A 5,670-nucleotide genomic window follows, 5' to 3' on the forward strand; every position below is an offset into this window, starting at 1 on the left:
CTGAAGGCGGAGCTTTTCCACCAGTGCTTCCTGCAAAAAAGCAGAGACATTGCATAAAAAAATCGCCCTTTCGGACGATTAACCCAATTTTTGCATACAGAAAACCCATTATAGAAATAGAGGAGCATTAAGATCTTCTTAATGCTCCTCTATCCATTGGTTGGGGTGGAAGGATTTGAACCCTCGAAATGACGGAGTCAGAGTCCGTTGCCTTACCCCTTGGCGACACCCCAATCTTGAGTACCTGTATATTATATCACGCTTTTCTTGATTTGTAAAGCCTTTTTTTAAATAAATCCGAATTTTTTTGATTCGCACAAAAAAACACTTGATTTTGACCGCATAATTAGGTATAATGATAGTAGTCTACTATGAAAAGTGTGTCCATACGCTGTATGCATGTTCACTGGCACATTCAAATATCCTCTCCAGATCACAAACGGAAGGCTGTTCACATGAAACGAATCTACTTTATCTACAATCTGAAATCCGGAAAAGGCACCATCCGCAGTAAGCTGGGAGATGTCATTGATCTATGCACCAAGGCCGGATATGAGGTCACCGCCCGTTCCACCCAGTCCCGGATGGATGCCTGCACTGTTGCAGAATATGCCTGTTTACAAAATTATGATATGATCGCCTGCTCCGGCGGAGACGGCACCTTGAATGAGGTGGTGCATGGTGTCATGAACAGCGGTATGTCCGTGCCGATCGGATACATTCCCAGTGGCTCCACCAACGACTTCTCCCGGGGGCTAGGTATTCCCAGAGGCATCGTGAATGCCGCCGGCTGGATGCTCCAGGGTGGAAGATATGTCTGTGACGTGGGGCAATTCAATGACAAGTACTTTATGTATGTTGCCGCATTCGGTGCACTGGTTTCTGTAACCTATGAAACGCCCCAGCAAACCAAAAATGTGCTTGGGCATGCGGCTTATATTCTGAACGGCATTACCCGGCTCAACACCATTCGCTCCTATCATATGCGGGTGGAATATGACGGCGAGTGTATTGAGGATAATTTCATTTTTGGCATGGTCACCAATTCCGCTTCAGTGGCCGGCATGATCTCTCTGGAGAATTTTTTGCTGGATGACGGTGTATACGAGGTGACTCTGGTAAAAACGCCACGCAACCCTCTGGATCTGCATAAGATCGTCAACTCCCTGCTGAATATCAAAGAGGATCTGGACACCCGACAGATTAAATGTTTCCGTGCATCCCGGATCAGCTTTACCAGTGCAGAGCCTGTCCCCTGGACCGTTGATGGAGAATGCGGCGGCGATGTGACCCAGGCGGAAGTGATCAATCTCAAGCGCGCTGTCACCTTTGCAGTGGGGCAGCAATCTAACCCGGAAGGAACATGACCCTATGAGTTTTACCATTAAAAACGGCACGATCGTGCATTATGAGGAAAGCGGCACGCTGGAAAAGCTGAAGCTGAAAAAGACTGCTGAGGCGGTTGCGACCCCTGCCAAAGCCACCCGCATCGGGGATGAAGCGTTTCTTTCCGCCGGTCTTGTGCGCATCAATGTGTCATCCGGCGTAACGGATATCGGCGACAAGGCGTTTTCCCTATGCAAGCATCTGCAGACCGTTTTTCTGCCCAATACGGTGCAGCACATTGGCAAAAGTGCCTTTGACGGTTGCACGGAGCTTCAGACACTTACGATTCCGGACAGCGTCACCAGCGTAAACGCCTGGGCATTTCACGGCTGCACCGGACTGATGGAGCTGACTCTGCCGACAAACCTCACCCGGATCGAGCGTGGCATCTGCAGCGGCTGCAAGTCCTTGACAGAGCTGGTGATCCCACCAGGGGTCACATCCATTGGCATGCGTGCCTTTGAAGGATGCAGCTCTCTCAAGCACATAACACTGCCTGCAACTGTACGGAGCATTGAACCGGAAGCATTTGCAGACTGCACAGAGCTGGTACATATTTACATGCAGAACGGTGTACAGGAAATCGGCGAGGATGCCTTCCGGGGCTGCATGCACCTGCGTGAAATCTTCATCCCCCCCAGCGTTACCGCCCTGCATCCCTATGCCTTTGGGGATCACCCGGAACGGCTCCACCTGATCGCCGCCCAAAGCAACAGTGTGGCGTTCCAGTTTGCCCAGATGCATAGGATTGTTACATACACGGAACGGGAAACCGCCCAGCTGCGAACTGTGCAGGATCCTGCCTTTGAGATCGAGTATGGCATTGTCCGCCGATATATCCCCCAGCCGGGCATCCGGAACGTCATTGTACCGCCGGGCGTGATCGCCATCGGGGATCGTGCCTTTGAAAAATGCCGGGACATTGACACGGTGCTTCTGCCGGAGGGTGTCCAGGTCATCGGCAGCTTTGCATTCAGCGGCTGCAAATCTCTGAAGCTTATAACCATGCCCCAGTCTCTGAACCGGATCCGGAATCATGCATTCCGGGAGTGCACTGCATTGCAGACCATTCAGATCCCTCCGCTTGTCGAAAAAATATCAAAGAACACCTTTCATAGCTGCACTTCCCTGCGCAGTGTGCAAATCCCCCCCACCGTACGGATCATCGAGGAAAGCGCCTTTCAGTACTGTATGTCCCTGCTGCAGGCGGTGCTATCCCCTGCTTTGAAAACCATCAGCAAATCCGCCTTTGAATCCTGTTCCAGTTTGCAGAGCGTCATCATTCCGGAAGGTGTGGAGCAGATCGATACCCACGCATTTTACTGCTGCAGTTGTCTGCGGCAGATCACCATTCCCACAACTATGCGTACCATTGACCCCAATGCCTTTGCAGAGACTCCCTTTGCAGACCGGGGCACCGGACATTATAAAATCGGCGGGTTTCTCATCCGGGGGGATGTATCCCAGCCTATTCCGGCGGACACCTACCGGATTGGGCCGAAAGCATTTGCCCACAGCAATTTGCAGTGCGCCATGCTGCCCCAGGGGCTTCATAGCATCGGGGAAAGCGCCTTTACCCACTGCACATACCTGACCCAGGTGTCCATTCCGGACAGCGTGGAGGACATTGAGGACAACGCTTTTTCCTATACCCCGTGGCTATCCGCCCAGACAGAACCCTTCACCATCGTTGGGAAGGGGCTGCTGCTCCGCTGCAATTTCCAGGAGGAAAATCTGGTGATCCCGGAACATGTACGCAAAATCTGCGCTTATGCCTGTGAACAGCTCCCCATCCGGACGCTGATGCTGCCTGCGTCAGTAGAGGTGATCGGCAGCGGTGCATTCCAATCCTGCCCCAAACTGAAAACCATCACCCTGTCTGCCTCCATCCGGCATATGGGAGGTTATATATTTCACGACTGCCGCACCCTGTTCCGGGTCAATCTGTCTGAGGGTGTGCCCTACATTGCTCAATCCATGTTCAGCCAGTGCTACGCCCTGGAACAGCTGGCATTGCCAATATCCATTCAGGAGATCCGGCAGGATGCCTTTTTTGCCTCCGGAATCCGGCAGCTGGTGCTCCCCTATGGCGTTCAGCGGATCGAAAGCGGTGCATTTTTACGATGCAAGCAGTTAGAATCGTTGGTGATCCCATTCTCCGTCCGGGAAATCGCAGAAAACGCCTTTGAGGAGGCAAACAAGTTTCATCTGCATGCACCCATCGGCAGCTATGCACAACGGTTCTCAAAAAAGAATGCCGCTAACTTCCAGTTCATCCCTCTGGACGAAACCCAATCCTGACAAAAGCAATCCCCCGGAGCGCATAAAAAAATGCCTCCGGGGGATACTTGTTTCGTGCAATACCGCTAAGAGATTACGCAGTAGAAGTAGGGCAGATTTTTCGTCAGATTGCACAGAAATGATGCAGGAGAACTGGCGTATGCTGGGAGTTTCTGTGTGATATGACGGAAAATTCGTCAGCAAATGCAGTGCAAAGCCACCTAGCAAACTTTATGCGGTGTTGTCTTAGGAAAGGAGCGAATGCAATGGGCAATAATATGGATCTGAACTATGAAATGTTCTGCTACCAATGCGAGCAAACCGCCGGAGGAAAGGGCTGCACCAAGCTGGGGGTGTGCGGCAAAACCCCGGAGGTGGCAGGTCTGCAGGATCTGCTGATCTACCAGCTGAAGGGAATCAGCTGCTGCCAGAAGGTTCTGATGGATCGGGGAGAAAAGCCGGCGGAGGACATCGTAAGATTTGTGGAGGGCGTGCTGTTCACGACTCTGACCAATGTGAATTTTGATGCGGCTGTGCATGTGGAGCTTCTGCTTCAGTCCCAGCAAATCAAGGAACAGCTGCGGCAAGCAGTGGGTGAAGCACCGGAAGTTGCACAGGTCAGCTACAACCTGCCGGAAACCCAGGCGAAAATGCTGCAAGATGCCCCCATGGCAGGAATCATGTATGACCGGGACTTGGATCCGGACATTCGCTCCCTGCGGCAAACCATCCTGTACGGTCTGAAAGGCATCAGCGCCTACGGACACCAGGCGCGGGAGCTTGGTTTCCACAGTGAGCAGGTGGATGCATTCTACTTCCTGTCTTTGGAAGCGATCACGGACGATACGCTGTCAGTGGAGGAATTGATCCGCTGGACCATGCGTACCGGGGAAATTGCCCTGGAGGTCATGAAGGTGCTGGATGATGCCAACACCCAAACCTATGAGAATCCCAGCCCCCGGATGGTGAATACCCAGCTGAAAAAGGGGCCTTTTATCATCGTGTCCGGGCATGATCTGAAGGATCTGGAGCAGCTGCTGCAGCAATCCGAGGGCAGCGGAGTGAATATCTACACCCACGGGGAGATGCTCCCTTGCCACGGATATCCAGGACTGAAAAAATATAAACACCTGGCAGGAAACTTTGGCGGTGCATGGCAGGAGCAGCAAAAACAGTTTGATAACCTGCCCGGCTGTATTCTCATGACCACAAACTGTCTGATGCGCCCCCGTGAATCCTATAAGGATCGGATTTACACCACCAACGTGGTGGGCTGGGACGGCGTGAAATTCATTCCCCGCAAGGAAAACGGAGAGAAGGATTTCAGTGAGATCATTGCCCATGCCAAAGCCCTGGGAGGCTATCCAGAGGATGCGCCGCCTCGTGAGATCCTGGTAGGCTTCGGACATCATGCCATTCTGGAACATGCGGAAGAAATTGTTTCTGCAGTCAAAGCAGGAAAGATCCGGCACTTTTTCCTGATTGGCGGATGTGATGGTGCAAGACCCGGCAGAAATTATTTCACCGAATTTGCAAAGCTTGTGCCGCAGGACTGCGTCATTCTGACCCTTGCCTGCGGAAAATATCGATTCAACAAGCTGGATTTCGGCACCGTTGCCGGATTACCCCGACTGCTGGACGTGGGACAATGTAATGATGCCTATTCTGCCATCAAAATCGCCACAGCGCTGTCAGACGCATTTGACACGAATGTGAATTGCCTGCCTTTGTCCATGATTATCTCCTGGTACGAGCAAAAGGCAGTAGCCGTCCTGTTGGCACTTTTGTCATTGGGTATTCAGAATATATACCTGGGTCCGGAGCTACCCGCATTCTTTAGTCCAAATGTGCTGCAATATCTGGCGGATACGTTTCAGATCCATCAGATCAGCGAGCCCCAGGATGACATCAAAACTTGCTTGAAGCAAACTATATAAAGAAATAACCGTCCTTACATTGTAAGGACGGTTATGTTTGTGCCGGCGTTGATTTATCTTCCCAGGT

General features: G+C 51.9%; 3 protein-coding genes and 1 tRNA gene. 3 read left to right on the forward strand and 1 reads right to left on the reverse strand.

Annotated elements, in window-relative coordinates:
• Nucleotides 1–157 precede the first annotated feature (157 nt).
• Nucleotides 158–233, reverse strand: a tRNA-Gln gene (locus QVO51_RS02855).
• Nucleotides 234–455: 222 nt separating this feature from the next.
• On the opposite strand from QVO51_RS02855, the gene QVO51_RS02860 reads away from it, so the two are divergent.
• The 3 genes from QVO51_RS02860 (at nucleotide 456) to hcp (ending at nucleotide 5,603) form a co-directional block, all read left to right on the forward strand.
• Entirely contained in the window at nucleotides 456–1,367 is a 912-nt protein-coding gene (locus QVO51_RS02860) for a diacylglycerol/lipid kinase family protein (RefSeq protein ID WP_022357156.1), read from the forward strand.
• Nucleotides 1,368–1,371: 4 nt separating this feature from the next.
• Nucleotides 1,372–3,687, forward strand: coding sequence for a leucine-rich repeat domain-containing protein (locus QVO51_RS02865; RefSeq protein ID WP_022357157.1), 2,316 nt, complete (start codon nucleotides 1,372–1,374; stop codon nucleotides 3,685–3,687).
• A gap of 245 nt (nucleotides 3,688–3,932) precedes the next feature.
• Entirely contained in the window at nucleotides 3,933–5,603 is a 1,671-nt protein-coding gene (hcp, locus tag QVO51_RS02870; RefSeq protein ID WP_022357158.1) for a hydroxylamine reductase, read from the forward strand.
• Nucleotides 5,604–5,670 lie beyond the last annotated feature (67 nt).

This window comes from Ruminococcus sp. CAG:379 (assembly GCF_000434255.1).
Taxonomy (GTDB): Bacteria; Bacillota; Clostridia; order Oscillospirales; family Ruminococcaceae; genus Ruminococcus_F; species Ruminococcus_F champanellensis.